Source organism: Nocardia sp. CDC153, from assembly GCF_035818515.1.
GTDB lineage: Bacteria > Actinomycetota > Actinomycetes > Mycobacteriales > Mycobacteriaceae > Nocardia.
This window is the reverse complement of record NZ_JAYKYU010000001.1, coordinates 818138-841088: the sequence shown is the minus strand read 5'-3', so window position 1 is coordinate 841088 and position 22951 is coordinate 818138. Positions and strand designations below refer to the sequence as shown.

The following is a 22951-nucleotide window of genomic DNA, read 5'->3' as shown; positions in this document are numbered from 1 at the left end:
CGGGAGCACGTAATTCGAGGGCGGGTTTCCGCCAGGGTGCGGGCGGACCCGAGCGCGTGCTCCGCCTAAGCTCGGACGCATGCTCACGATGCTGCTGTACGTGCTGATCGTCGGATTGGTGGCCGCGCTGCTGTTCCTGGTGGCCAGTGCGATCTTCGGGCGGTCCGAGGAGCTCGGGCCGCTACCGGAGGGGACGACCGTCACCGTGCTGCCCGCGGCGGGCATCAGCGGCTGTGACGTGCGCGCGCTGCGCTTCCAGCAGGTCTTCCGCGGCTACAAGGCGGGCGAGGTGGATTGGGCGCTGACCCGGCTCGCGGCCCGCATCGACGAACTCGAGGGCCAACTCGCCCAGGCGACCGCCGGGACGGCCCAATCCGCGACCGCGGCCGCGCCCACGGCACTCGCGACGACCGGAACCCAGCCCGCGCCGGCGCAATCCGGGACCGCGCCGAATCCCGAGGCGGGGGTGGGCGGTCCGCTGGCCGGGGTCGTCGCCCAGGCGTCGCCCAACGGTGCCGCCCAACATCCACAGCTCACGCCGCTGGGCACCGGCGACACGCCGCAGCCGCGTCGAGTCGGGACCGATGGCGACGCGCCCATTCCCCAAGTTCTACCCGGAGAGTCGGCCGCCCCGGCCGAGAGCGGCGACGAGCCGGGTGCGCGATGAGCCTGGATTCGTCGGCCGCGAAGGCCGAATCGAACGGCGACGGCCGGATTCGCTGCGGTTGGTCGGAGGGCTCCCAGCTTTATCGGGATTACCACGATCTGGAGTGGGGACAACCGCTGCACGGCGATGACGCGCTTTTCGAGCGAATGTGCCTGGAGGCGTTTCAGTCGGGTTTGGCGTGGATCACGATTTTGCGGAAGCGGCCCGCGTTCCGGACGGCATTCGAGGGGTTCGCGATCGAACGGGTCGCGGAGTTCGGCGAGGCCGATGTGGAACGCCTCATGGCGGATCCGGGCATTGTTCGCAATCGTGCCAAAATACTGGCCAGCATCCACAATGCGCGGGTTGCCCGGGACCTCGGGGAGAGCCTGGACACCCTGCTCTGGTCCTACGCCCCGACCCGGCGCAAACGGCCCCGAACCCTGTCCGATGTGCCCGCTGTCACAGCCGAATCCACCGCTCTCGCAAAAGAACTCAAGCGGCGCGGGTTCAAATTCGTGGGGCCCACGACCGCCTACGCACTCATGCAGGCGACGGGGATGGTAGACGATCACATCGCCGATTGCTGGGTGAATGTGAGTACTCGCTGAACGCCACGTCGGTCGGTTTTTGGAACTCAGGTACCCGCCCCGATCCGCGATAGGGAAGAATGGGCATGGTGCGGCCCGCCACATACGGCGGGCTGCCTGGTTGGTGACAACTGGAGTTCCATGAAAGTGCGCAGCAGACCGCGCAGATCTGGAGGGAGCAGAGGATGGCGGCCATGAAGCCCCGCACCGGGGACGGTCCCCTCGAGGCAACCAAGGAAGGGCGTGGAATCGTCATGCGGGTTCCACTCGAGGGTGGCGGGCGTCTGGTCGTCGAGCTCACCCCGGACGAGGCCGCGGCACTCGGCAAAGAACTCACCGAAGTCACCAGTTAGCACTCTGACCTGCCCGTGCCGGTGAGCCGCCGCACCGAACCGGTGAACCGGCTCACCGGCACCTCGGTGAAGACAACCCGATCCTCTCTCGGCCCGGCCGAGCCCTCCCCCGCGGAGCGGCTGTTGGCCTGCGCCGATATACTGGCCTGCCCGCAGTGCGGCCATCCTCTCGCATGCCCCGTCGCCGACCCGACCGTCGGCGACACTCCCGCCCGGGCCCTGCGCTGCCCCGGGGGCCACAGCTTCGACCTGGCCAAACAGGGCTACGTCAGCCTCCTCACCGGCGCGTCCACCAAAATGACCGGCGACACCCCGGCCATGCTCGACGCCCGCGCCGCCTTCCAATCCGCAGGCCACTTCGCCCCGATCGCCGAGGCCCTGGCCAGAACCGTCGCGGAATCCACACCGCCACACCCCGACACAGCAGTATTCGGAGACACAGCAGTATTCGGAGCGAAGTCGCCCGCGGCTGCCACCACGACCACGCACACCGGAATCGCCGCTCCCGGACGATCCGTCGCCGCATCCTCCGCAGCACACCTCATGGCAACGCTGCTGGCCGCGGACGCGGTCCCGACAGCTGTCTCCGGGTCGGCGATGCCGAGCGTGCTCGAGATCGGGGCGGGGACCGGGTATTACCTGGCGGCGGTGTTGGATGCGGTGGCGGGGGGTCGGGGGATCGCGCTGGATGTGTCGAAGGCGGCGGCGCGGCGGGCGGCGCGGGCGCATGTGCGGGCGGGGTCGGTGTTGGCGGATGCGTGGCGGGGGTTGCCGGTTCGGGATGGGGTGGTGGATGTGGTGGTGTGCGTGTTCGCACCGCGGAATGCGGAGGAGGTGGCGCGGGCGTTGCGGCCGGGTGGGCGGTTCGTGGTGGTGACGCCCACCTCGCGGCATTTGGGGGAGCTCATCGGGCCGCTCGGGATGGTGAGTGTGGATGAGGGCAAGCAGGATCGGCTGGCGGAGTCGCTCGGGGGGCGGTTCGAGTTGGTCGGGCGGGAGTCGGTCGAATACTCGATGCGGCTTTCCCGAGCAGACGTGGCGAATGTCGTGGGGATGGGGCCGTCGGCGTTCCATGCGGCCGAGCGGCGGCTGGAAGCGATTGCGGCGCTGCCCGATCCGATGCCGGTGACCGCGTCGGTCACGGTCTCGGTGTATCGGCCGCGCTGAACCCGCTGGCGCGCCGGGTTATTCGCGGGATCGGTTCGGGAGCAGCTCGAGCAGGTTGTGGACGAGGGGCCGATCGTCGCCCGCCCGGGTGGCGAGGTAGATCGTGGTGTCGGCGTCGGTGTCGGCGACCGGGATGATGCGGACCGAGGCCGGGGCGGTGAAGGTGGCGCTGCGCGGGGCGATGGTGACGCCCAGGCCCGCGGCGACCAGGTACAGGATGATCGTCCAGTTGGTGGCCTCCTGGACGATTCGGGGACGCCGACCCGATTCCAGCAGCGGGGCCAGGTTCTTCTCGTGGGCGAGTCCACCGGCCGCGCGGGGGAAGAAGACCAGCGGATTGTCGGCGAGTTCCGCGCCGGTGATCGAATCCCGTTCGGCCAGTGGATGATCGGCGGGCAGGACCGCCATGAACGGCTCGGTCATCAGGGGCACGGTGCCGGTGCCCGGCAGCGGGTCCGGATCGCGCACGATGGCCATGTCCAGGGTGCCGCTGGCGAGGCGTTCCATCAGGTGGCTGGTGAAACCCTCCACCAGATCCACATCGACCAGCGGATACCGATCACGGAATTCGCGGACGCCGCGCAGGGGTTCGAGCGGCAGCACCGAGGGCACGAAGCCCAGGTGCAGTGTGCCCTGGCTGCCCCGACCGATGCGAGTGACCTCGGCGAGGTCGCGGTCCGCGTGTCCGAGCAGGGCGATGGCGCGGTCCCGCAGCACGACACCGGCCGGGGTGAGGGCGACCGTGCGCGAGGTGCGGTCGAAAAGCCGGGTCTCGAGCAGGGATTCGAGCCGCTGGATCTGCTGGGTCAGCGCGGGCTGCGCGATGTGCAGGCGCGCGGCGGCCCGCCCGAAGTGCAGTTCCTCGGCGACGGCCAGGAAATAGCGCAGGTGCCGCAGCTCCACCCCGGGGTTCATAAGCTGATCATATCGATCGCAGTTATCAAGTATTGGACGTTATGGTTCGATGTCCGACATGCTTTCGGGGTGACTCAGCAGACGGAAGCGATCGTGGTCGCGCCCATGTCCTCGCCCGCCGACGCCCGGGCCTTCAAAGACCTCAATATGGAGTGGATCGAGAAGTTCTTCTCGGTCGAGCCCGCCGACCTCGCCACCCTCGACCATCCCGAGAAGATCGTCGACGGCGGCGGCGAGGTGCTGATCGCCCGCATCGACGGCGAGGCGGTCGGCTGTGTCGCCCTCGTCCAGGAGCATCCCGGCGTCTTCGAGCTGTCGAAAATGGCGGTGTCGCCGCGCTTTCAGGGCCGCGGCATCGGCCGGGTGATCCTGACCGAGGCCATCGAGCGGGTCCGCGGGTTGGGCGCGAAGGAGCTGTTCCTGGCCAGCAATGCCCGCTTGGCTCCGGCCGTGCACCTCTACGAGTCCATCGGTTTCACGCACGTCCCGCCGTCGGAGCTGCCGCCCAGCCCCTACGACCGCGCCGACGTGTTCATGCGCTATCCCCTCTGACGGGCGCGCTCGGCCAACCCTTGCGAACCCGGTCGTAGATGCCCGCGGTCTGGGCCGCGATCCGGTTCCAGTCGAACGCGCCGATCGCCCGGTCGCGGCCCGCCGCACCCATCGCGGCGGCCGTGACCGGGTCGGCGGCAACCACATTCACCGCCCGCGCCAGGGCCCGCTCGTAGTCCTGGGGCGCGGTCCGGTCGTAGTGGACCAGCTGCCCGGTTTCCCCGTGCACCACCACCTCGGGAATCCCGCCCACATCCGAGGCCACCACCGCGGTGCCGCACGCCATGGCCTCCAGATTCACGATGCCCAGCGGCTCGTACACCGACGGGCACACGAAAACCGTTGCGGCGGCGAGCACTTGGCGCACCAGCTCGGTGGGCAGCATCTCCTTGATCCAGAACACGCCGTCCCGCTCGGCCCGCAGCGCGCGCACCGCGGCGGCCACCTCGGACTCCATGGCGGGCGTATCGGCGGCCCCGGCGAGCAGCACCAGCTGAATGTCGGGATCCAGATACCGGGCGGCGGCGAGCAGATGCGAGACGCCCTTCTGCCGGGTGATGCGCCCGACGAACGCCGCGATGGGCCGCCCCGGCGACACCCCCAGCTCGCCCAGCACGTCCCGCACGCCGGGCACCGGCCCGCCGGGATGCCAGACCTCGGCGTCGATACCGTTGTGCACCACATGGACTTTCGCCGGATCGATGTCCGGGTAGGCGGCCAGCACGTCGGCGCGCATGCCCTCGCTCACCGCGATCACGGCGTCGGCGTAGGTCACGGCATTGTGTTCCGACCAGGACGAGAGCCGGTATCCCCCGCCCAGCTGTTCGGCCTTCCAGGGCCGTCGCGGTTCCAGCGAATGCGCGGTCAGCACATGCGGAATCCCGTAGAGCTGGGCGGCCAGATGCCCGGCCAGCCCGGTGTACCAGGTGTGCGAGTGCACCACGTCGGCGAAGCTCGCCGCGTCGGCCATGCGCAGCTGCGCCGACATCATCTGCAACGCCGAGTTGGCGGCGTAGAGCATCGGATCCGGTTGCTGCACCACGGCATCCGTGCGCGCCACACCCATGCAGTGCACGGTGACGTCGCACAGCTGCCGTAGTCGCGGCACCAGTTCGGTGACGTGCACGCCCGCCCCGCCGTACACCTCGGGCGGGTATTCGCGGGTCATCATGGCCACTCGCAGTCCGCGAGTTCCGTCCGCGCGGTAACTCACGGCTTCAAACTAGACGTTAGCCCGGCGGCTAACCAATCGACGGGGCCCGCAAGATCGCGATGAACACGGCACATGCTGGACATTCCGGGTTCGCCCGCACCCGGTAGTTTCAAGGGTGTGAGGAGCCAGCCGCACGTACTCGGGATCGTGCTCGCCGGTGGCGAGGGCAAGCGACTCTTCCCGCTCACCAAGGACCGCGCCAAACCCGCGGTTCCCTTCGGTGGCGCCTACCGCCTCATCGACTTCGTGCTGTCGAATCTGGTCAACGCGGGCTATCTGCGCATTTGCGTGCTGACGCAGTACAAGTCGCATTCGCTGGACCGCCACATCTCCCAGACCTGGCGACTGTCCGGATTCGGCGGCGAGTACATCACCCCGGTTCCGGCGCAGCAGCGGCTGGGCCCGCGCTGGTACACCGGCAGCGCCGACGCCATCATGCAGTCGCTGAACCTGATCTACGACGAGGACCCCGAGTACATCGTGGTGTTCGGCGCGGACCACGTGTACCGGATGGATCCCGAACAGATGGTGCAGGCGCACATCGAGTCCGGGGCGGGTGTCACCGTGGCCGGGATCCGGGTGCCGCGCAGCAGCGCCAGCGCCTTCGGCTGCATCGATTCCGATGAATCCGGCCGCATCATCGGCTTTCTGGAGAAGCCGGTGCACCCGCCCGGCACCCCCGACGACCCCAACGTGACCTTCGCGTCCATGGGTAACTATGTGTTCACCACCAAGGTTCTGGTGGACGCCATTCGCGCCGACGCCGACGACAACGACTCCGACCACGACATGGGCGGCGACATCATTCCGGGCCTGGTGCGCGCGGGCGCGGCCGCGGTCTACGACTTCTCCACCAATATCGTGCCCGGCACCACCGACCGGGCCCGCGGCTACTGGCGCGACGTCGGGACCCTGGACGCCTTCTACGAGGCGCACATGGATCTGGTGTCGGTGGACCCGGTCTTCGACCTCTACAACAAGCACTGGCCGATTCGCGGTGCGGCCGAGAACCTTCCGCCCGCCAAGTTCGGGCGCGGCGGGCTGGCCCAGGAGTCCATCGTGGGCGCGGGCAGCATTCTGTCGGCGGCCACGGTGCGCAATTCGGTGCTGTTCTCGAATGTGATGGTGGAGGACGGGGCGACGGTGGAGGGCAGCGTGCTCATGCCCGGCACCCGCATCGGCCGCGGCGCGGTGGTGCGCCACGCCATTCTGGACAAGAACGTGGTGGTGTCCGAGGGCGAGATCATCGGCGTGGATCTCGAGCGCGACCGCGACCGGTTCGCGGTCAGCAATGGCGGCGTGGTGACCGTCGGCAAGGGCGTCTGGGTTTAGGGGTGGACAGTCCGCCGATATCGGTCGGAAAATCTTGTGCATCTGGAGCGCCGCCGCACCCGGGCCGCGCGGGAGGGATCATCATGGGCCATCCGGCACGTGTCGCTACCGCCATCACCTGCCTCGCACTGACCGCCCTACTCGCCGGATGCGGCAAGTCCGGCACCGCGGTGCCCGGTGAAATGGATGTGCGCACCCTCGACACCGGGTCGTATCCGGTGAATCGCTATACCTACGACAGCAACAACAACGGCAAGGGCAACATCCTCGAGGGCATTCGCATGGCGGCGGCCGTCGCCCCGACGGTGAACATCGACCCCTCGTTGAACATCGGTCGCGGCGGCGTGGTGCTGTCCACGGTCGACGATGTGTTGAATGTCAGCCACCTGTCGACCGCGGTCAAGGGCGTGCTGACCAATCGCGGCTTCGTGACCGGCTACGCGGCCAGCGGCTCGGATCGCACCGATATCAATGACGAGCCGGATCCCAAGGGCACCACCATCACCACCCGGGTGCTGCGCTTCCCCACCACCGACAGCGCCAAGCTCGCGGCCCGCGAACTCGAGGACGCCGACTTCAATGTGGCGCTGAACGTGAATCAGAAGCTCAGCCTGCCGGACTATCCGGACGCGTACGCGCACTGGCGGCAGGGCGTGCCGAATATCGGTGTGACCATGGCGCGCAAGGACTTCGTGATCTCCCTGTTCATCATTCGGCCCAGTGCCGATCAGCAGGACCTGCTGTCCTGGGCCAAGAAGACCCTGGACGCGGACGTCCCGATGGTGGACGCCTTCCAGGAGACCCCGGCCGACAAGATCGCCGGGCTGCCGGTGGATCCCGATCGCATGCTGGCCCGCACCCTGGTGTCCGACCGCGACAAGCTGACCCCCGACCAGGACAATTTCGCGGTGTTCCCGGGCAACTGGCAGGTGCTGTTCGCCGATGACATGGGCTACTGGGTCAAACTGGTGGCCGATACCGGGGCCGACGAAACCGCTTCCGCCGACGGCAATTTCGTGACACGGGTGCGCGACGCCAAGGCGGGCGAGGACTACGTGACCCGCATGAGCAGCAATCTGCAGGAGACCGCCGCGCCCGCGCCGGACAAGGTGCCCGACGCCAAGTGCGTGCACCGGCAGTCGGACAAGACGCCCAGCCGCTGCTACGTGCGCTACAAGCGCTACGTGGGCGTGGTGAACGGCACCAGCGACGCCGACGCTCAGAAGAAGGCGGCGGCGCAGTACGCGCTGTTCGCCAACAGCTTGTAGCGAATCAGGATGCGGTGCAGTGGGATCCGCGGCGTCTCAGAAATGGATGGTGTCCGCGTCCAGGACCCGCCACGCGGCGGGCCTGGTCGACGGATGACGCCGGGGTCCGTCCTGGGCCGATCGCCCCTCGTCGTACCCACCGCATTCGGATTCGCCTGCCGCCCAGTCGCTCTCACCGAGCTCGCGGCTCACGACGGGCGTGCTCCGCGACAGTGCGTGACCGGTGCGGGTGAATCCGCTGCGCGGTGAGCTGTCGTCGCGGAACCAGTAGTCGCGAAAACCGAACGGCTGCAGCAGCGCCCGCAGGAAGGCCGCGCCCTCGCTCGGCAGGACGGTGCGGTTCTCACCGAGAATGTCGACGCCCTGGTGGTACCAGACGCGGGCGACCAACCCTTCCACCGGATCGACCGCCCGGAAGGTGGCGTGCCCCTCCGCCGTCAGCCGGAACTCGGCAATGCGCCGCCACTGCGCACCCTGTCCGGCCTCGCGGAAATACAACCCGACCACGGCCGGGACCCGCTGCCCCATGGGAACCCCCACTCGTCGAACCACTCCCGTGGAGTAACCGCGTACGCGGTCCGGAAACCTCGACGCGACCGATCAGTTCGGGTAGCCCGGCACCGGAGTGCGGGCACCGCAGAACGGTTCACAGGTGCCGGTGGTCGTCGGCACGTAATGCGACGCGCCGTCGTCGAATCGAGCCCCGCTCACCAGCAGCAATACCAGTAAGGCCCCGAAAATGATGAGGCCGAAGAAAATCAATGTCGGCCACAGCCACCCCGCGGGCAGATGAATACCGAGGGCAAGCCCCTCGTACATGTCCCCCACCTCCTCGCTGAAAAATCGATCCTCTTACTGAGTTACCACCCCCGCACCCCCGAATCCACCCCCCACCACTGCCCCTCCACCGCCCCCTCCGCCCACACCCCGCCCCCACACCGAAAACCACGAATTCGCCACCCCGCCTTCACTTTCCCACCCGCCCCATCCATCACCCCGGCACCGCTCACACCACCGCCCGAGCACCCCGCGTGCCAGCCCGACGAGCCACTGCCGGACCCGCGCCGCAGGATGCAAACGGCCCGCACCGACGGGTCGGTGCGGGCCGTTTGCGGTGGGTCGGGTCAGGCGGAGCGGAGATCGCGGCGGCGGAAGGCGATGAGGCCCACGGTGATCAAGGCCACGTCGACCAGCAGCAGGATGATCAGCGGAGTGGCCGTGAAGGCCGCGCCCGGCACCTTCGGCGCGTGCTCGAAGGGGTTCAGATCGCGGAACCACTGCGGCGAACCGGACAGCGAGCCGAGCAGGAACACCGCCACCGCGGCGCTCAGCAGCCCCCACGCGACGGTGGTGAAGCGCGGCAGCAGTCCGAACAGCACGACCGTCAGTCCCACGAAGGTCCACACGGCGGGGACCTGAACCAGCGCGGCCCCGAGCGTCCAGCCCACCTTGCCGCCGACATCCCCCGCCGCGCGGCCGTAGACGAGACCCGCGAGGAGGCCCGAAACCACCAGCGCCACTAACGGACCGAGCAGCGCGAAGATCAAATGTGACGCCGCCCAACGGGTTCGGGAGACATTCCCGGTGAGCACCGCCTCCGCATGGGCGGTGCTCTCCTCGGCGTGCAGCCGCAGGGCCGCCGAGACCGCGTAGGCGGCCGCGCCCACCGCGACCATGGTGAAGGCGTAGCTGATCAGCGACTTCTCCAGCGAGGCCGAACCGCCCATGCGGGTGATGAGGTCGCGGATGGTCTGACTGCTGCCCAGCTGATCGCCGACACCGTGGGTGATGCTGCCGATCATCAAGCCGTACAGCCCGAGTCCGACCGTCCAGGCCAGCAGCGTCCCGCGTTGCAGCCGCCACGCCAGCCCCAGCGGACCGGCCAGCGCGGGCCCGGCGGCCAGCGCGCCCGGCCGTTCCGCGATCAGCCCGGCACCGGTATCGCGGTGTGCCAGCAGGTAATACGCGATCACGGTCAGCACGACGGTGGTGAGCACGTGCAGCCACAGCACCGCGAAGTGGTCGCCAGCGAACGGCCGCACCTGCAGCGACCACCCCTGCGGCGCCATCCAGGTGAGTGGGCTGGTCGGCCCCGCGCCGGCGCGCACGTCCCCGATGGCGCGCAGCGTGAACGTCACGCCCAGGACCGCGAAGGCGATGCCGCGCGCGGTGCGGGCGCTGGCGGACAGCTGGGCGGCGACCGCCGCCACCGACGCGAAGACGATGCCGGACCCGGCCATGGCCAGCCCGAAGGCCAGCGAGCCCGCCTTCGGCACCGAAGTGGCGGCAATGCTGGCGTATCCGATCAATCCGGCGAGCAGGGCGCCGCCGTAGGCCACGATCAGCGTGGCGGTCAGCCCGGCGAAGCGCCCGACCCGGGTGGAGGCCAGCAGTTCGCTGCGCCCGGTCTCCTCGTCGGCGCGGGTGTGCCGGATGACGGTGAGGATGGTGGCGATGGCGATCAGCGTGTAGAACATCCCCGCCTTCCAGATGCCCGCCGCGCCGAGGCTGTTGTCGTTGTAGATCGGCCCGTACATGGCCAATTCGGCCGGGTTGGACAGCACACCGGCGGCGAAGTCGTGGAAGTCCGACGGCTGGTGGTAGAGCTTCTGGATGCTCTTGACGTAGACACTGCCCAGCGGCAGCGAGAGCACCAGAATCCACAGCGGCAGCACGATCCGGTCGCGCCGCAGATACAACCGCAGCAGCTTCCCGGTGCCGGTGAAATCCGCTGCGAAGGCCGGTGTTTCGAAGCCACGCGGCGCGGCGGCGGTGACGGCGGTCATTTCGACACCTTCTCCCGCGCGTCGGCCGGTGCCTCGCCGTCGAGCGAATAGTGGCGCAGGAACAGCTCTTCCAGGGTCGGCGGCTGGCTGACCAGGCTGCGCACCCCGGCATCGCCGAGCACCCGGATGAGCTCGCCCAGATGCTCGCTGTCCACCTGGCAGTGCAGGGTATTGCCGTCCACGCTGATGTCCTCGACCCCCGGGATCCGACTGAGATCGCCTGGGCTGCCCAGCATTTCGGCGGTGATGGAGGTGCGCGACAGATGCCGCATCTCGGCCAGCGTGCCGGACTCCACGGTCTTACCGGCGCGAATGATGGTGACCCGCTGGCACAGTCGCTCCACCTCGGACAGGATGTGGCTGGACAGCAGCACGGTGGTGCCGCGCGCCACCGCCTCGGCCACACACTCGTTGAACACCTGCTCCATCAGGGGATCCAGGCCCGAGGTCGGCTCGTCCAGCATGAGCAGCCGCGCGTTCGACGAAAACGCCGATACCAGAGCCACTTTCTGCCGATTGCCCTTGGAGTAGGTGCGCGCCTTCTTGCTCGGATCCAGCTCGAAGCGCTGGATCAGCTCGGCGCGCCGGTCGGTGTCGATGCCGCCGCGCATGCGGGCCAGCAGATCGATGGTCTCGCCGCCGGACAGCGACGGCCACAGCGTGACATCGCCTGGGACATAGGCGATATCGCGGTGCAGCGCCACCGCGTCCGACCACGGGTCCCGCCCCAGCACCACCGCCTCACCGGAGGTGCGCGACAGGATGCCCAGCAGGACGCGAATGGTGGTGGACTTCCCGGCACCGTTCGGCCCGAGGAAGCCGTGCACCTCCCCCTCGGCGACCTCTAGATCGAGGCCGTCCAGGGCGCGCACCTGCCCGAAGTGCTTGTGCAGATTCCGGACCTGAATCACCGGGGTGGCAGGAACGTTCATCGAATCTCCTTGGAGGAAAACGACGGTGGTGGTTATTGCTCGGTCTGTGTCTGTGCGGCGAGTGCGTCCAGGGCCGTGGAATCGGTGAGCAGGCCGTTGGTGTAGATCTCCAGGGCGGGCAGCATCATGCGATCGGCGTACTCCCGCAGGGCCTTGCGGAAGTCCATCGGCCCGGGCTGCTCGGCCGCGTAGAGCTGCAGGAACATCATCATGCCGCCGCCATTGTTGGTGGCGATGTAGCGCGCCATGGCGGGCACGTCGCGCAGCGGTTTGATGCTGCCGCCCGCGATCCCCGCCCGCAGGTAGTGCTCGGTGTCCTCGACCATGTGCTCGAAGAAGGTCCGCATCAGCGGCCCGCCGGACTGGAAGCTGCGCATGACGTAGGCCATGAGCGGCGCGAACTCCTCGATCTCGGCCAACTGCCGCATGAGCGCGCCCGGCGAGGGGTTCTCGACGTACTGCATCTTGGCGGTCCAGATCGTCTCCCGGACCCGCTCGTCGCAGGCCTCCCGCAGGCCGTCCTTGGACCCGAAATGGTGATTGACCAGCCCCGGAGACACTCCCGCGGCGGCCGCGATGGCACGCACGCCGACCCCGAACCCCTGCTCCCCGAACACGGTGATCGCGGCATCGCGAATCCGGGCCCGGGTCGTGAGATCGTCGGTTGAACGCATGTTTAATAGCTTAAACACGTGTTCAGTCCGAGGGCAAGGGTCCTTGGTCCCCGGGTCGCGGGAACGACGAAATCAGGGGGCGGGCCATTCGGACATCGGCAACTTTCCGCACGCGGAAAACCAGCCCGGCGCAATGATTGCGACGCGGACCATCCCCGGGAGGACCACTCCCGGCGAACCGAAACAGAAACCAGGACTTGCTAATTCACCCGCGCGAAGCGCAGCACCTCACCCACGCGAAGCGCAGCACCTCACCCGCGCGAAGCGCAGAGCAGCCCATCCCCCACCGGGATCAGCACGCTGGTCAGATCCGGATCCTCGGCGATGGCCCGGGTCGCGGCCCGCACCGCCACGGTCTGCGGATCACGCTGCGCCGGATCGGGCACCCGACCCCCGAGCAGCGCGTTGTGCAACAGGATCGCCCCGCCCTCGCGTAGCAGGCGCACGGCCTGCACCACGTACTGCGGATGCTCGAGCGGCGCGGCGTCGATGAAAACCAGGTCGTAGGCCCCATCGGCCAAGCGCGGCAACACATCCAGCGCCCGCCCGTTGATGAGCCGGGTGCGCGCGGGCGCGATCTCGGCCGAACGGAACGCCTCCCGCGCCGCGCGCTGATGCTCGGGTTCGGAGTCGATGGTGGTCAGCGTCCCGTCCTCGCGCATGCCGTCCAACAGCCACAGCCCGCTGACCCCGGCCCCGGTCCCGACCTCGACCACGGCCCGCGCCCCCAGCAGTTGGGCGTACATGCTGAGCAGCGCGCCCACCGCGGGCGCGATGGGCGCCGCCCCGAGTTCGAGGGCGCGTTCGCGCGCGCCCACGAGGATGTCGTCCTCGGCGACGGATTCCTCCACGTAGGCGAGGTTGCGCTGCAGGTTCTGTGCCGCGGGAGTCTGGCTCACGAAGTAGAGGCTAATGGCGATACACCGGTAAGGCGTGGCGGTGACCGGCCGTGGTGGCGATTTTTCTCAGGTGTCCCTCAGCCTCCCCATACGGATGGCTCATCACGACCGACGAGAGTAAGCCTCACGCCAGGCCAGCGATCGTGAACCAGGCACCGGGAACAGCTGAACCAACCGAGTGGTTGTCACTGTCATCGGTACCGACGTCAGCGGTCCCGAGTAGGAGGTAATCCCATCCACATGGTCGACGCGGCGCGTGAACACGCCAACACTCTGCACCCGCAGATCCAGCCGCTGGACAGCGACACCCCGCTGCACGGTGAGCTCTTCGTGTCCCCCGAGGTTCCGTCCACCGACGCTACCGACGACGAGGGCCCCTTGACCGGAACCGCGGCCTTCGACGCCACGGGTGACCGCTCCGTCATGCCGACCTGGGACGAACTGGTCCGCGAACACGCCGACCGCGTGTACCGCCTGGCCTACCGCCTCACCGGTGATCCGCAGGACGCCGAGGATCTGACCCAGGAGACGTTCATCCGGGTCTTCCGTTCCCTGCAGAACTATCAGCCCGGCACCTTCGAGGGCTGGCTGCACCGCATCACCACCAACCTGTTCCTGGACATGGTCCGCCGCCGCAACCGCATTCGCATGGAGGCGCTGCCGGAGGACTACGACCGCGTCCCGTCCGAGGGTCCCGGCCCGGAGCAGGCCTATCACGACGCCAACCTGGATCCGGATCTGCAGTCCGCGCTGGACGCGCTGGCTCCGGAGTTCCGCGCCGCGGTCGTGCTCTGTGACATCGAGGGTCTGTCGTACGAGGAGATCGGCGCGACGCTGGGCGTCAAACTGGGCACCGTGCGCAGCCGCATCCATCGTGGACGTCAGGCACTGCGTGAGCACCTCGAGCATAATGGGGTGGAGCGGCGTTTCGCCGCCACCGAAAAGGTCGGGTGAGCCCGCGGACTTCGTGTCCGCTCGCGGGCGCAGCCCGTGGCTCGAATCGTCCGGAAGGGTGTGCAGCGTATGAGTGGCGAGGACCGACCGCACCGTCGTCCCCCGCGTTTCGCCCCCACCGAGCATCTGGCCAGTGAGGCCATCGCCGCCTATGTGGACGGCGAATTGCGCATGAACGCCTACCTGCGTGCCGCCCACCACATTTCCGTGTGCCGGGAGTGCGCCGCGGAGGTCGACGCCCAGCAGCAGGCGCGGATCGCGTTGCGGCAGTCCTCCGATCAGATCTCCGCGCCCCTGAGCCTGCACGACACGCTCAGCCGGATTCCGCGCTCCCTCATTCAGGAATGCGGCAACCACCCGGCTGATTCGTTCGACAGCAGACGGTGGACCTCGTGGTGGCGCAAGTAGAGTCCATAGCGTGACCACCGAATCGAAGAACACGGGTCCCGGCAAGGACAGCGGGCCCGCGGCGAATTCACCGTTGTCCGGGGAATCCGATTCGGCGGCCGATCGGGGGAACCTGAGGCCGTCGGACGCACCGGTGCTGGGACCGCGCCCGGTCTACCGGCCGCACGTCGACAATCACACCGCGCGCGCCTTCCGCCGCCCGAACGGGCAGCACGGGTCCTTCGCCGCACGTCCCGCCGGTGCCGCCACGCAGGTCGCGCCGGGGGAATCCGAGATTCAGAATCGTCCGCCCGACGCGGTGCTGGCCGAGGCCTTCGGCCGCCCGGAGGGTTCGACCGAAGTCCTGCAACGGGATCCGGATGCCAAGGGTGAGGCGGCGGCCCCGGCCGTGCCCGCCGATCCGTGGCGGGACCCGAATTCGGCCGCGCGGCTGGGCACCCCGGCCGTCGAGCAACCGCGACCGCAACCGCTGACCCCCGGCCCGAAACTGGGTGCGCGCGAGGTGCTCTTCGGCGGCCGGGTGTCCTGGAAGGCGCTCGCGACACTGGCCGCGATCGCGGCGGTGATCGGGTTGCTGGGTGGTTTCGTCGGCGCCTTCACCGGTTCCTCGGCGTCCGCGCTCACCTCCCGCAAGGTGACGCTGCAGTCCGCGCCCGCGGGCAGCGCGGGGCACAACCAGCTCACCAAGGTGGTCAATGCCGTCATGCCCGCGGTGGTCACCGTGCGCGCGTGGCTGGGCGACACCGGATCCACGGGTTCGGGCGTGGTCATCGACGGGGCCGGATACATCGTCACCAACAACCACGTGATCTCGTTGGCCGCCAACGACAAATCGGGCAAGGCGAAGCTGGACGTGGTGTTCTCCGACGGCCAGCGGGTGCCGACCCAGATCGTCGGCCGCGACACCAAGTCGGATCTGGCGGTGCTCAAGGTCGATGTGAAGAACCTGTCGGTGATTCAGCTCGGCAATTCCAATGACGTGCAGGTCGGCGACGACGTGGTGGCGCTGGGTTCGCCGCTGGGCCTGGAGAAGACGGTCACCTCGGGCATCGTGTCGGCGCTGCACCGGCCGGTGAAGGTCGGCGGCGAGGGCACCGACACCGACGCCACCCTCGACGCGGTGCAGACCGACGCGGCCATCAACCACGGCAACTCCGGTGGCGCGCTGGTGGATATGCAGGGTCGGCTGATCGGCATCAACTCGGCCATCAAGTCCGAGAGCGGCGGTTCGGTGGGTCTGGGCTTCGCGATTCCGGTGGATCAGGTGAAGCGGATCTCGCAGGCGCTGATTCGGGACGGGTCGGTGCATCACCCGCGGCTGGGTGTGAGCGCCAAGACCAAGATCGTCGCCAATGATGTGATGAGCGGTGCGGCGGTGGCCGACGTGCAGGCCGGGAGCCCGGCCGCCAAGGCGGGCATCGTCGAGGGCGATGTGATCGTGAAGGTCGGCGACCGGGATGTGTCGGGGCCCGAGGAGCTCACGGTCGCGGTGCAGTCGCACGAGATCGGGCAGACGGTGACCGTGCGCCTGATTCGCGACGGGCGCGAGGTGGATGTGCCGGTCACGCTGGAATCCGACTAGCCGGTAAACAATGGTTCAACGCAGGTGCGGCGGCGAAAACGCCGGAATCGGACAAAGGTAGCCTGGATCCGTGTTCAGCAATATCGGCTGGGGCGAGATGTTGATTCTGCTCGTCGCCGCACTCGTCATTCTCGGCCCGGAGCGACTGCCCGGTGCCGTGCGCTGGACCGCGCACGCGTTGAAGCAGGCCCGCGATTACGCCACCGGGGCGACGCAGCAATTGCGCAATGAGCTCGGCCCGGAATTCGACGAGATCCGGAAACCGTTGGAGCAGTTGAACGAACTGCGCAGTATGAATCCGCGGTCGATGGTCACCAAACACCTGCTCGACGGCGACGATTCGGTGCTGAACAGCTTCAGCGATCTGACCAATTTCGACAAGCCGCTCAGCTCTCCGAGCAGCGGAAACGGTTCCGCCAATACCGGATCCGGCCCGATTTCGATGCCCAAGGAACAAAAACCGCTGGAGCGCAACGAGCGTCCGCCGGTGGATCCGGACGCCACCTGAGGGCAATCGGGGCCGGGCCCGAGATCAATTCTGTCGAGCGGACTTGACGCATGATGCTGTCCAGCTATCTAGACTGCGCACATGTCGGCCGACGAGGTGGCACGGGTATTCGCGATCGAGGACAAGGTCGAACGCCTGAAAGCCGCCACCGAAGGCGTGGCCGCTGCGCAGCAGCAGATCAATGAGCTGACTCGCATCCGCCGCGCCGTCATTCGTGAACTGCATGCCGAAGGGTGGACGTTCGCGAGAATCGGTGCGGCCGCGGGGCTTTCCCGCGCGCGCATCCATCAGGTCAGTACCCAGGGCCCGGTACCGGAGGGTCTGTTCTTCGGACACGGGCCGCTGACCATCCTCACCCCGGACGTGCGCAGCACCACCCGCGCCATCGCGCTGGTGGGCGCGCCGGATGCCGCAGCGCCGCACCGGCTCGTAGAACTTCTGCGTGAACTCGGCTTCACCGCCAATGTCCAGCGGTTCCTACCGGGCCGCCCGCTCGACCTCGACCGCGACGGCCTGATCGTGCTCGGCGGGCCCGAATTGTCGCCCAGTTTGCGCTATTTGGTGGCCGCCGACCCCCGCCTGCGCCGCACCGTGGCGCGCGCGGGCCGGGTGCGCCGCGGCATCGAGGACCGGGCCGCCCGCCGCGTCTACCGACCGGGCGGCACGGAACCCTACGACATCGCCTACCTGGCGCGTCTCCCCCGCCCCGACGGCAAGGGCAGCGTCCTGGTCATCGACGGCCTGCACCCACCGGCCTCCCTGGGCGCAATCCGCCTGCTGGCAACGAGACTCGCCACCTTGCACGAACGCGCGGGCACCCACCCCTTCTCGGCCGTGGTGGGCGTCCGCTACGACCGATCCACGGGCGAACCGATCGAGGCGGATCTCCTGACCCCCATCTACCGCCACGATCGCTGACCCCCTCGTCATCCCGGCATGCTTTTGGCCGAGATCCACAGCGGCATGGTGGATTCCGGCCAAAAGCGCGCCGGAATGTTGGGGTGGAGCGGTCAGGCGGCTGCCTCTTCGGGGCGGAGGGTGTTCATGGGCGGACGGTCCGCCAGCGACACCTCCGTCGCGTGGGCGATGAATTCGCCTGCCACCAGCGGGAATTGGGTCAGCGCCGCGCCGGAGTCCTGAATTCCGCTGCGGCCCAGGACGGTGCCCAGGATTTGGCGGCTCATGACGCCGAGATCGGCCAGGGGGCGGTTGCGGTGCTGGCGGACGCCGAGGTTGACCTGGGCGATGCTGGACAGGCCCAGCAGGTCGTAAGTGTCGAGGAGCAGGCCGATTTCGACACCGTAGCCGGGGGCGAAGGGGACGGAGGTGAGCAATTCGCGGGTGCCCGCGTACTCACCGCCCAAGGGCTGCAGGACATTCGAGAGTTCCGGGCGCAGCGCGGCCAGCAGCGGGCGGGCCACCAGCTCGGTGACGCGACCGCCGCCGTGATGGTCGACCGACTCGCCGGTGCGCAGCGGGCGGCGGTAGTACGCCTTCACCAGGTGCGTGCCGTCCACGGTCAGCAGGGGGCCCAGCAGCTTCGGCACGAAGTTCGGGTCCGGGTCGATGAGGTCGGAGTCCACGAAGGCGATGATGTCGCCGGTGGTGACGGCCAGTGAACGCCACAGGCACTCACCCTTGCCCGGGACGGGTTCGAGTTCGGGGACGGCTTGTTCGCGGGTCACCACGTCGGCTCCGGCGGCCCGTGCGCGGGCGGCGGTCGCGTCGGTGGAACCGGAGTCCAGGACGACGAGTTCGTCCACCAGCGTTCCGACCAGGGGTCGGATGCTGGCCACCACCGCGGCGACGGTGGCTTCCTCGTTGAGGGCCGGAAGAACCACGGAGACGGTGCGGTCACCCTTGGCCGCGATCAGTTCCTCGACGGTCCATTCGGGGCGATCGAAGGTGTTGGTATGCACCCAGTCTGTTTTCATGCGAGACCTCGCAGGGTACGGGCGGGTGGGCGGAGACCCTGGATGGCGGCGATCATGTCCACCACCCGGCGCGTGTGGGCGACCTCGTGCACACGAAAGACGCGAGCACCCGCGGCGGCCGACCAAGCAGTCGCTGCCAATGTGCCCTCCAATCGTTCGGTCAGTCCGACACCAAGAGTCTCTCCGATGAAATCCTTATTGCTCAGCGCCATCAAGACGGGCCATCCGGTTTTCACAAGAACGTCTATCGCACGCAACAATTCGAGCCCGTGATACGTGTTTTTGCCGAAATCATGGGTCGGATCGATCAAAATCGAGTCCTTGGCCACCCCGGCCGCCGCAGCATTTTCGGCCGCGGCCACCACCGTCTCGGTGACCTGGGTCACCACATCGGCGTACCGCACCCGGTGCGGACGAGTCCGCGGAATCGCACCCCCGGTGTGGGAGCACACGATTCCTGCGCCCAGATCGGCAGCCACGCTCACTAGCTCGGGATCCGCTCCCGCCCACGTGTCATTGATCAGATCCGCGCCCTCGGCCACCGCGGCCCGCGCCACCTCGGCCCGCCAGGTGTCGATGCTGATGAGCAGATCCGGATACCGCTCGCGAATGGCCGCCACGAACGGCACCACCCGCCGCGCCTCCTCGGCGGCATCCACCTCCGACCCCGGCCCGGCCTTCACCCCGCCGATATCGACCAGATCCGCCCCCTCGGCAACGGCCCGGTCCACCGCGCTCATGGCGGCCTCGTCGGTGAACGTCGCGCCGCGGTCGTAGAAGGAATCCGGCGTCCGGTTCACGATCGCCATGACCAGCGCCCGATCCGTCGCCACCGGCTTCCCGCACAATGTCGGCAACGGCGCACACATGCCCTCGACTGTACCGAGCGCTGTCACACTCCTGCTGGGCAGCCGACCGGAACCGACGTCCGACCGGCTGCTGTTCAGTTTCCGGGCGCGCGGCCCGCGGCGACCTCGGAGGGGTAGTCGGGGTAGGCCGGGATGTAGCCGTCGGTGCGGCTCGCGAGGACGTAGAGGGTGCCCTCGGCGTCGGGGTCGTAGCCCTGTTTGCGGAGTTCCACCTTGCGGCTCTTGAAGGTGGAGGTTTGTTCGAGTTCGTCGACGACGCGGATGAACAGCGGGACGGCGTAGGTGGGTAGGCGCTCGTAGAGGGCCTTGGCGGCCACCTTGCCGTCGAAGGTCGCGCCCTCGTGCAGGGTCACCGCGGCCATGCCCGCCTTGCCGTCGGCGCCAGGGATGTCGACGCCGAAAACGACCGCCTGCGTGACGGAATCGATGCCGCCGAAAGCGCCCTCGACCTCCGTGGTGGCCACGTTCTCGCCCTTCCAGCGGAAGGTGTCGCCGAGGCGGTCGACGAAGGCGATGTGGCCCCAGCGCTGATCGCGCACCAGATCGCCGGTGTCGAACCAGCAGTCGCCCTTCTTGAAACCGTCACGCACCAGCTTGGATTCGGTGGCCTCGGCGTCGGTGTAGCCGTCGAACGGCGAGCTGTCGGTGACCTTGGCCAGCAGCAGCCCGATGCCGCCGGGGGCGACCTTGCGCAGTCGGCCGTCGGACCCGCGCCGCGCCTTGCCGGTAGCGTCGTCGTATTCCACGATGGCGAAGGGCAGCGGGGTGAATCCGGCGGTCTTGTCGATGCTGAAGGCGTTGATGAAGGCGACGTTTCCCTCACTCGCGCCATAGAATTCGACGATCCGTTCGATGCCGAAACGGCTCTGGAACTCGTCCCACAGCTCGGGCCGCAAACCGTTGCCGACGCACAGCCGGACGCTGTGCGCGCGGTCGGAGCGCCGGGGCGGCTGATTGAGCAGATAGCGGCACAGTTCGCCGATGTAGACGAACGCGGTGGCCTGGTTGGCGATGGCCTCGTCCCAGAAGCGGGTGGCCGAGAACTTGCGGCCGAGCGCGAAGGTCGCGCCGCCCGCGATGACCGAGGACAGCGCCACCGTGAGCGCGTTGTTGTGATAGAGCGGCAGGCAGCAGTACAGGGTGTCGCGGCCGTTGAGCCGCACCCCGAGACCGCCGATCCCGGCCATGGATTTGGTCCAGCGCTGATGGGTCATCACGCTGGCCTTGGGCAGGCCGGTGGTCCCGGAGGTGAAGATCAGGTAGGCGCGCTCCTTGGCCGTGATCTGTTCGGTCACAGCCGGATTCGCGTCGTCAACGATGCGGGCCTGCGCGGCCAGCTCCTCCGACCAGAGCAGCTTCGGCCGCGGTTCGTCGAGCGTCTCGAGCGCGTCGGCGCATTCCTCGCCGATCACGTCGAGCACCGAGTTCAGCAACCCGAAACTGTGCTGCAGCACCGTATCTCGCTGATTGTGATTGAGCAGCCCCGCGGTGGCACCGAGTTTCACCGTGGCCAGCACCGTGAACAGCGCCTCGGGCCGATTGGCCAGCAGGATGCCGACCACGTCGCCACGGCGGACGCCGTGCGCGGCAAGCACATTCGCGTACCGGTTGACCTCGGCATTGGCCTCGCCCCAGGTGTACTGCCGCCCGTCGAATCGCAGGAAGGGCCGATCCGGATGCTTGGCCGCGCCGCGTTGGAAGAACAGTCCGATGGATGCCTTGTCACCGGATTTCACCAGCATGTGAACGGCATTGCGGATCATGCCGGGGGCGGCCGTCGCCATGCCGGGCAGACTGCGGGCCAAGTCGAACAGGCTCACGGTCGAACGGGCATCCGTATTCACTTGCTGTGCTCCTCACGGGTCGTGCTCACGCCGTACGCCCACCCTTGTCGATCCACCCGATCTTGTCGAGTGAAACCACTTGGTTTCGCTTGGTTCGACGCGAATTCTGGCGATATCGGCGGATTCGGTCAAGAACCGTCGCCGAAATACCCGCCCGGAAGATCAGTAACCGGGCCGCAGCGCCGCGAAGGCGGCATCGAAGTCCGCGGTCACCAGAGCCCGGTCCACGGCTTCCCGACCGGCGTACCCGCGCTGCCCCAATTCCTCGATCCAGGCGAACAGCCCCGCGTAGTGCTCGAGCGGATCCAGAATCACCACCGGCTTCTCGTGCACGCCCAGGTAGGCCCCGGTCCAGGTTTCGAACAGCTCCTCGAGGGTGCCGATGCCGCCGGGCAGGGTCAGAAAGGCGTCGGCGCGATCGTCCATGATCTGTTTGCGCTCGCGCATGGAGTCGGTGACGATCAGCTCGTCGGCGTCGGTGTCGGCGACCTCGCGGTGCACCAGCTTCTTGGGGATGACGCCGACGGTCTTGGCCCCGGCTGCCCGCGCGGCCCGCGCGACCGCGCCCATCATGGAGACGTTTCCGCCGCCGGACACCAATTGCCAACCGCGACGCCCGATTTCGTCGCCCACCCGGGCGGCCAGCTCCAGCGCCCGCGGATCGTCCACGGACGCTGAGCAATACACGCAGACCGAATACGGCTCGCTCACCACTGATCCTCCACGCCCCCGGCCGCGTCCATCTCGTGGCGGGCCTGCGCGGCGGCGGTGACGATCCGCACCACCTCGTCCACGCTGTCGGTCAGGTGCAGCAGCCCGAGGTCGCCGGGCGCGATCTTGGCCGAGCCGAGCAGCGAGTCGCGCATCCAATCCATCAGTCCCGCCCAGTATTTGGTGCCGAACAGGATGATCGGAAAGCGGGTGATCTTGTGGGTCTGCACCAGGGTCAGCGCCTCGAACAGCTCGTCGAGGGTGCCGAAACCGCCCGGCATGCAGACGAAGGCCTGGGCGTACTTCACGAACATGGTCTTGCGCGCGAAGAAGTACCGGAAGTTGATGCCGAGATCGACCCACTCGTTGAGATGCTGCTCGAACGGCAGCTCGATGCCCAGGCCGATGGAATAGCCGCCCGCCTCGGACGCGCCGCGGTTGGCCGCCTCCATGGCCCCCGGGCCGCCGCCGGTGATGACCGCGAAACCCGCACGGGCCAAGGCACTTCCGATGGCCATCCCGGCCTGATACTCGGCCGAGTCGGCGGGCGTGCGCGCGGAGCCGAATACCGCGACCGCGCGCGGCACCTCCGCCAAAGCGCCGAAGCCCTCGACGAATTCGGCCTGGATGCGCAGCACGCGCCAGGGGTCGGTGTGCACCCAGTCGGCCTGGCCGCGCTCGTCCAGCAGATGCTGATCGGTCGTGCCTATCCCCTTCTTGCGATCCCGCCGCAGCATGATCGGTCCCCGGAATCGCGGAGTCTTTGGCGAACGTACTTCTTCGTCAGCAGACATGCAGCCAACCGTACAGGGCA

At 68.2% G+C, this 22951-nt stretch carries 25 protein-coding genes; 12 read left to right on the top strand and 13 right to left on the bottom strand.

The features are described 5' to 3' along the window. Positions 1-79 precede the first annotated feature (79 nt). From VMT65_RS38360 to VMT65_RS03805, 4 genes are all read left to right on the top strand, one after another. Positions 80-667 carry a DivIVA domain-containing protein gene (locus VMT65_RS38360; protein ID WP_442790163.1) on the top strand — a complete coding sequence of 196 codons (588 nt, stop codon included), beginning with the start codon at positions 80-82 and terminating at the stop codon, positions 665-667. After that, complete coding sequence (locus tag VMT65_RS03815) at positions 664-1257, top strand: DNA-3-methyladenine glycosylase I (RefSeq protein WP_326306506.1); 594 nt, start codon at positions 664-666, stop codon at positions 1255-1257. Before VMT65_RS38360 ends, VMT65_RS03815 begins: the two co-directional genes overlap by 4 nt. A 164-nt stretch (positions 1258-1421) precedes the next feature. Continuing rightward, positions 1422-1589, top strand: coding sequence for a DUF3117 domain-containing protein (locus VMT65_RS03810; protein WP_326306505.1), 168 nt, complete (start codon positions 1422-1424; stop codon positions 1587-1589). 15 nt (positions 1590-1604) lie between these two features. Continuing rightward, positions 1605-2756 carry a methyltransferase domain-containing protein gene (locus VMT65_RS03805; protein WP_326306504.1) on the top strand — a complete coding sequence of 384 codons (1152 nt, stop codon included), beginning with the start codon at positions 1605-1607 and terminating at the stop codon, positions 2754-2756. 18 nt (positions 2757-2774) lie between these two features. On the opposite strand, the gene VMT65_RS03800 is transcribed toward VMT65_RS03805, so the two are convergent. Beyond that, complete coding sequence (locus tag VMT65_RS03800; RefSeq protein WP_326306503.1) at positions 2775-3671, bottom strand: LysR family transcriptional regulator; 897 nt, start codon at positions 3669-3671, stop codon at positions 2775-2777. A gap of 69 nt (positions 3672-3740) precedes the next feature. On the opposite strand from VMT65_RS03800, the gene VMT65_RS03795 reads away from it, so the two are divergent. Next, a complete protein-coding gene (locus VMT65_RS03795) occupies positions 3741-4223 on the top strand; it encodes a GNAT family N-acetyltransferase (protein WP_326306502.1) in 483 nt (160 codons plus the stop codon). Here VMT65_RS03795 and glgA read toward each other — a convergent pair. Continuing rightward, positions 4204-5406: a glycogen synthase gene (gene glgA / locus VMT65_RS03790; RefSeq protein ID WP_326307430.1), complete on the bottom strand. Its 1203-nt coding sequence runs from the start codon at positions 5404-5406 to the stop codon at positions 4204-4206. The two genes, VMT65_RS03795 and glgA, sit on opposite strands and share 20 nt — an antisense overlap. Positions 5407-5553: 147 nt before the next feature. Here glgA and glgC point away from each other — a divergent pair, with 147 nt between their 5' ends. Together glgC and VMT65_RS03780 are read left to right on the top strand one after the other, a co-directional pair. Continuing rightward, positions 5554-6768, top strand: coding sequence for a glucose-1-phosphate adenylyltransferase (gene glgC / locus VMT65_RS03785; RefSeq protein ID WP_326306501.1), 1215 nt, complete (start codon positions 5554-5556; stop codon positions 6766-6768). Positions 6769-6851: 83 nt separating this feature from the next. Continuing rightward, positions 6852-8036: a DUF7373 family lipoprotein gene (locus tag VMT65_RS03780; RefSeq protein ID WP_326306500.1), complete on the top strand. Its 1185-nt coding sequence runs from the start codon at positions 6852-6854 to the stop codon at positions 8034-8036. A gap of 36 nt (positions 8037-8072) precedes the next feature. Here the strand turns inward: VMT65_RS03780 and VMT65_RS03775 are convergent, their stop codons facing one another. The 6 genes from VMT65_RS03775 to VMT65_RS03750 all read right to left on the bottom strand — a co-directional run bounded on the left by VMT65_RS03775 (position 8073) and on the right by VMT65_RS03750 (position 13327). After that, positions 8073-8564, bottom strand: coding sequence for a hypothetical protein (locus tag VMT65_RS03775; RefSeq protein WP_326306499.1), 492 nt, complete (start codon positions 8562-8564; stop codon positions 8073-8075). Between the two features lie 72 nt (positions 8565-8636). After that, the gene (locus tag VMT65_RS03770) at positions 8637-8855 is read right to left on the bottom strand and encodes a hypothetical protein (RefSeq protein WP_326306498.1); all 219 of its coding nucleotides are present in this window, start codon (positions 8853-8855) and stop codon (positions 8637-8639) included. Between the two features lie 305 nt (positions 8856-9160). After that, positions 9161-10822, bottom strand: a complete 1662-nt coding sequence (locus VMT65_RS03765; protein ID WP_326306497.1) for an ABC transporter permease — start codon at positions 10820-10822, stop codon at positions 9161-9163. After that, positions 10819-11754 (bottom strand): ABC transporter ATP-binding protein, encoded by a 936-nt coding sequence (locus tag VMT65_RS03760; RefSeq protein WP_326306496.1) that lies wholly within the window; start codon positions 11752-11754, stop codon positions 10819-10821. Before VMT65_RS03760 ends, VMT65_RS03765 begins: the two co-directional genes overlap by 4 nt. A gap of 32 nt (positions 11755-11786) precedes the next feature. Next, positions 11787-12428 carry a TetR/AcrR family transcriptional regulator gene (locus VMT65_RS03755; protein ID WP_326306495.1) on the bottom strand — a complete coding sequence of 214 codons (642 nt, stop codon included), beginning with the start codon at positions 12426-12428 and terminating at the stop codon, positions 11787-11789. A 251-nt stretch (positions 12429-12679) separates the two neighbouring features. Continuing rightward, positions 12680-13327 carry an O-methyltransferase gene (locus VMT65_RS03750; RefSeq protein ID WP_326306494.1) on the bottom strand — a complete coding sequence of 216 codons (648 nt, stop codon included), beginning with the start codon at positions 13325-13327 and terminating at the stop codon, positions 12680-12682. Positions 13328-13567: 240 nt separating this feature from the next. Here VMT65_RS03750 and sigE point away from each other — a divergent pair, with 240 nt between their 5' ends. The 5 genes from sigE (at position 13568) to VMT65_RS03725 (ending at position 17697) form a co-directional block, all read left to right on the top strand. Beyond that, complete coding sequence (sigE, locus tag VMT65_RS03745) at positions 13568-14281, top strand: RNA polymerase sigma factor SigE (protein ID WP_326306493.1); 714 nt, start codon at positions 13568-13570, stop codon at positions 14279-14281. Positions 14282-14350: 69 nt separating this feature from the next. Further along, positions 14351-14689 carry a hypothetical protein gene (locus tag VMT65_RS03740; protein WP_326306492.1) on the top strand — a complete coding sequence of 113 codons (339 nt, stop codon included), beginning with the start codon at positions 14351-14353 and terminating at the stop codon, positions 14687-14689. 10 nt (positions 14690-14699) lie between these two features. Further along, entirely contained in the window at positions 14700-16271 is a 1572-nt protein-coding gene (locus VMT65_RS03735) for a S1C family serine protease (protein ID WP_326306491.1), read from the top strand. Positions 16272-16341: 70 nt separating this feature from the next. Further along, complete coding sequence (tatB, locus tag VMT65_RS03730) at positions 16342-16779, top strand: Sec-independent protein translocase protein TatB (RefSeq protein WP_326306490.1); 438 nt, start codon at positions 16342-16344, stop codon at positions 16777-16779. Between the two features lie 81 nt (positions 16780-16860). Then, positions 16861-17697 carry a hypothetical protein gene (locus VMT65_RS03725; RefSeq protein ID WP_033088195.1) on the top strand — a complete coding sequence of 279 codons (837 nt, stop codon included), beginning with the start codon at positions 16861-16863 and terminating at the stop codon, positions 17695-17697. A 92-nt stretch (positions 17698-17789) separates the two neighbouring features. On the opposite strand, the gene VMT65_RS03720 is transcribed toward VMT65_RS03725, so the two are convergent. From VMT65_RS03720 to VMT65_RS03700, 5 genes are all read right to left on the bottom strand, one after another. After that, the gene (locus tag VMT65_RS03720) at positions 17790-18713 is read right to left on the bottom strand and encodes a glucosyl-3-phosphoglycerate synthase (protein WP_326306489.1); all 924 of its coding nucleotides are present in this window, start codon (positions 18711-18713) and stop codon (positions 17790-17792) included. Then, entirely contained in the window at positions 18710-19582 is an 873-nt protein-coding gene (gene folP / locus VMT65_RS03715; protein WP_326306488.1) for a dihydropteroate synthase, read from the bottom strand. The genes VMT65_RS03720 and folP overlap by 4 nt, the downstream gene beginning before the upstream one ends. 74 nt (positions 19583-19656) lie before the next feature. Beyond that, entirely contained in the window at positions 19657-21426 is a 1770-nt protein-coding gene (locus tag VMT65_RS03710) for a long-chain-acyl-CoA synthetase (protein WP_326306487.1), read from the bottom strand. Between the two features lie 162 nt (positions 21427-21588). Continuing rightward, the gene (locus VMT65_RS03705) at positions 21589-22140 is read right to left on the bottom strand and encodes a TIGR00730 family Rossman fold protein (protein WP_326306486.1); all 552 of its coding nucleotides are present in this window, start codon (positions 22138-22140) and stop codon (positions 21589-21591) included. Next, positions 22134-22931: a TIGR00730 family Rossman fold protein gene (locus VMT65_RS03700; RefSeq protein ID WP_326306485.1), complete on the bottom strand. Its 798-nt coding sequence runs from the start codon at positions 22929-22931 to the stop codon at positions 22134-22136. The genes VMT65_RS03705 and VMT65_RS03700 overlap by 7 nt, the downstream gene beginning before the upstream one ends. Between the last annotated feature and the right edge of the window lie 20 nt (positions 22932-22951).

What these genes read in the sequence shown, in the direction of transcription:
- VMT65_RS03810 (WP_326306505.1), top strand. Translation starts at nt 1,422, where the DNA reads ATGGCGGCCATGAAGCCCCGCACCGGGGACGGTCCCCTCGAGGCAACC.
- VMT65_RS03700 (WP_326306485.1), bottom strand. Translation starts at nt 22,931, where the DNA reads ATGTCTGCTGACGAAGAAGTACGTTCGCCAAAGACTCCGCGATTCCGG.
- VMT65_RS03765 (WP_326306497.1), bottom strand. Translation starts at nt 10,822, where the DNA reads ATGACCGCCGTCACCGCCGCCGCGCCGCGTGGCTTCGAAACACCGGCC.
- folP (WP_326306488.1), bottom strand. Translation starts at nt 19,582, where the DNA reads ATGTGTGCGCCGTTGCCGACATTGTGCGGGAAGCCGGTGGCGACGGAT.
- VMT65_RS03725 (WP_033088195.1), top strand. Translation starts at nt 16,861, where the DNA reads ATGTCGGCCGACGAGGTGGCACGGGTATTCGCGATCGAGGACAAGGTC.
- VMT65_RS03740 (WP_326306492.1), top strand. Translation starts at nt 14,351, where the DNA reads ATGAGTGGCGAGGACCGACCGCACCGTCGTCCCCCGCGTTTCGCCCCC.
- VMT65_RS03815 (WP_326306506.1), top strand. Translation starts at nt 664, where the DNA reads ATGAGCCTGGATTCGTCGGCCGCGAAGGCCGAATCGAACGGCGACGGC.
- VMT65_RS03800 (WP_326306503.1), bottom strand. Translation starts at nt 3,671, where the DNA reads ATGAACCCCGGGGTGGAGCTGCGGCACCTGCGCTATTTCCTGGCCGTC.
- VMT65_RS03760 (WP_326306496.1), bottom strand. Translation starts at nt 11,754, where the DNA reads ATGAACGTTCCTGCCACCCCGGTGATTCAGGTCCGGAATCTGCACAAG.
- VMT65_RS38360 (WP_442790163.1), top strand. Translation starts at nt 80, where the DNA reads ATGCTCACGATGCTGCTGTACGTGCTGATCGTCGGATTGGTGGCCGCG.
- VMT65_RS03775 (WP_326306499.1), bottom strand. Translation starts at nt 8,564, where the DNA reads ATGGGGCAGCGGGTCCCGGCCGTGGTCGGGTTGTATTTCCGCGAGGCC.
- VMT65_RS03755 (WP_326306495.1), bottom strand. Translation starts at nt 12,428, where the DNA reads ATGCGTTCAACCGACGATCTCACGACCCGGGCCCGGATTCGCGATGCC.
- sigE (WP_326306493.1), top strand. Translation starts at nt 13,568, where the DNA reads ATGGTCGACGCGGCGCGTGAACACGCCAACACTCTGCACCCGCAGATC.
- VMT65_RS03770 (WP_326306498.1), bottom strand. Translation starts at nt 8,855, where the DNA reads ATGTACGAGGGGCTTGCCCTCGGTATTCATCTGCCCGCGGGGTGGCTG.
- VMT65_RS03720 (WP_326306489.1), bottom strand. Translation starts at nt 18,713, where the DNA reads ATGAAAACAGACTGGGTGCATACCAACACCTTCGATCGCCCCGAATGG.
- VMT65_RS03780 (WP_326306500.1), top strand. Translation starts at nt 6,852, where the DNA reads ATGGGCCATCCGGCACGTGTCGCTACCGCCATCACCTGCCTCGCACTG.